Source organism: Pseudomonas sp. JL2 (assembly GCF_031570495.1).
GTDB classification, from domain to species: Bacteria; Pseudomonadota; Gammaproteobacteria; order Pseudomonadales; family Pseudomonadaceae; genus Aquipseudomonas; species Aquipseudomonas rhizophila.
The window spans coordinates 1-2,221 of the sequence record NZ_JAKUDH010000059.1 but is presented as its reverse complement, the minus strand read 5'-3'; the positions used below and the strand labels follow the sequence as shown (position 1 = coordinate 2,221).

The 2,221-nt window shown below is 63.3% G+C and carries 2 protein-coding genes; both read left to right on the top strand.

What is annotated here, in order from left to right; translation table 11 throughout:
* The first annotated feature begins 2 nt into the window (after positions 1 to 2).
* On the top strand, positions 3 to 1,967 hold the full coding sequence (locus MKS85_RS28720; RefSeq protein ID WP_230682662.1) for a carbon starvation CstA family protein: 1,965 nt from the start codon (positions 3 to 5) through the stop codon (positions 1,965 to 1,967).
* A gap of 16 nt (positions 1,968 to 1,983) precedes the next feature.
* Complete coding sequence (locus tag MKS85_RS28715) at positions 1,984 to 2,181, top strand: YbdD/YjiX family protein (protein WP_047230563.1); 198 nt, start codon at positions 1,984 to 1,986, stop codon at positions 2,179 to 2,181.
* The last annotated feature ends 40 nt before the right edge of the window (positions 2,182 to 2,221 follow it).

The window sequence follows — 2,221 nt, the reverse complement described above, 5'->3', positions numbered from 1 at the left end:
CGATCAACGCCCTCTGGATCGTCGTCGCAGCCGTGGCCATCTACCTGGTCGCCTACCGCTACTACAGCCTGTTCATCGCCAATAACGTGATGCAACTCGATGCGCGCCGGGCCACCCCCGCCGTGCTCAACAACGATGGCCTGGACTATGTCCCGACCAACAAACACATCCTGTTCGGCCACCACTTCGCGGCCATTGCCGGTGCGGGGCCGCTGGTCGGGCCGGTACTGGCGGCGCAGATGGGCTACCTGCCCGGTACGCTCTGGCTGATCGCCGGGGTGGTGCTGGCCGGTGCCGTGCAGGACTTCATGGTCCTGTTCCTGTCCACTCGTCGCAACGGTCGCTCCCTGGGCGACATGGTCCGCGAAGAGATGGGCCGAGTTCCCGGCACCATCGCGCTGTTCGGCTGCTTCCTGATCATGATCATCATCCTCGCGGTGCTGGCGCTGATCGTGGTCAAGGCGCTGGCCGAGAGCCCGTGGGGGATCTTCACGGTGATGGCGACCATCCCGATCGCGATGTTCATGGGCATCTACATGCGCTACATCCGCCCGGGCCGCATCGGTGAAATCTCCCTCATCGGCGTGTTGTTGCTGCTGGGTTCGATCTGGCTCGGCGGGCAAGTGGCCGCAGACCCGGTCTGGGCCGAGGCCTTCACCTTCACCGGCGTGCAAATCACCTGGATGCTGATCGGCTACGGTTTTGTTGCCGCGGTGTTGCCGATCTGGCTGATCCTGGCGCCGCGCGACTACCTGTCCACCTTCTTGAAGATCGGCACCATCGTCGCCCTGGCGATCGGCATCCTGGTCACCATGCCCGAGCTGAAAATGCCGGCACTGACCCAGTTCACCGACGGCACGGGCCCGGTGTGGAAGGGCGGATTGTTCCCTTTCCTGTTCATCACCATCGCCTGTGGCGCGGTTTCGGGTTTCCACGCGCTGATCTCTTCGGGCACCACGCCGAAGATGCTCGATAACGAAGTCAACGCCCGCTACATCGGTTACGGCGGCATGCTGATGGAGTCGTTCGTGGCCATCATGGCAATGGTCGCCGCTTCGGTGATCGAGCCGGGCGTGTACTTCGCCATGAACAGCCCGGCGGCGATCGTCGGCGGTGATGTGGTGAGCGTGGCGCAGACTGTCAGCAGCTGGGGCTTTGCAATCACCCCCGAAGCGCTGCAGGCGGTGGCCAATGACATCGGCGAGACCACCATCCTGGCCCGTGCCGGCGGTGCGCCGACGCTGGCGGTGGGGATCGCGCAGATCCTGCACTCGGTGTTGCCGGGTGAGAACACCATGGCGTTCTGGTACCACTTCGCGATCCTGTTCGAGGCGCTGTTCATCCTCACGGCGGTAGACGCCGGCACCCGTGCCGGGCGCTTCATGCTGCAGGACCTGCTGGGCTCGTTCGTACCAGCCCTCAAGCGGACTGAATCCTGGGTCGCCAACCTGATCGCCACCGCCGGCTGTGTGGCGCTGTGGGGCTACCTGTTGTACCAGGGCGTGATCGATCCGCTGGGCGGCATCAACACCTTGTGGCCGCTGTTCGGCATCTCCAACCAGATGCTGGCCGGTATCGCCCTGATGCTCGGCACCGTGGTACTGATCAAGATGAAGCGCCAGCGCTACGTCTGGGTGACCATGCTGCCGGCGGTCTGGCTGCTGATCTGCACCACCACGGCGGGCCTGATCAAGCTGTTCGACGCCAACCCGGCGATCGGCTTCCTGGCCCTGGCGCGCAAATACAACGATGCCCTGGCCGCCGGCCAGATCCTGGCCCCGGCCAAGAGCATCGAGCAGATGCAGCACGTGGTGTACAACGCTTACACCAACGCAACGCTGACGGTGTTGTTCCTGCTGGTGGTCTTCAGCATCCTGTTCTACGCGCTCAAGGTCGGCATCGCTGCCTGGGGTCACAAGGAACGCACGGATAAAGAAGCGCCCTTCCAGGCCGTGCCGGACGCCTGAATCGAGGATTGCAACGATGTTCAATGACTTGAGTCGCCTCGGTAAATACCTCGGTCAGGCCGCCCGCCTGATGGTCGGCATGCCCGACTACGACAACTACGTCGAGCACATGCAAAGCAAACACCCGGACAAACCGCTGATGGACTACGAGGCGTTCTTCCGCGAACGCCAGGAAGCCCGATACGGTGGCAAGGCGGGGCCCAAGTGTTGTTGATCAACTGATTTCAGGTTGATGAGGTAACCCTGTGGGAGCG

Excerpts from the sequence above, each read along its gene's own strand:
- MKS85_RS28715 (WP_047230563.1), top strand. The coding sequence starts at position 1,984 with ATGTTCAATGACTTGAGTCGCCTCGGTAAATACCTCGGTCAGGCCGCC.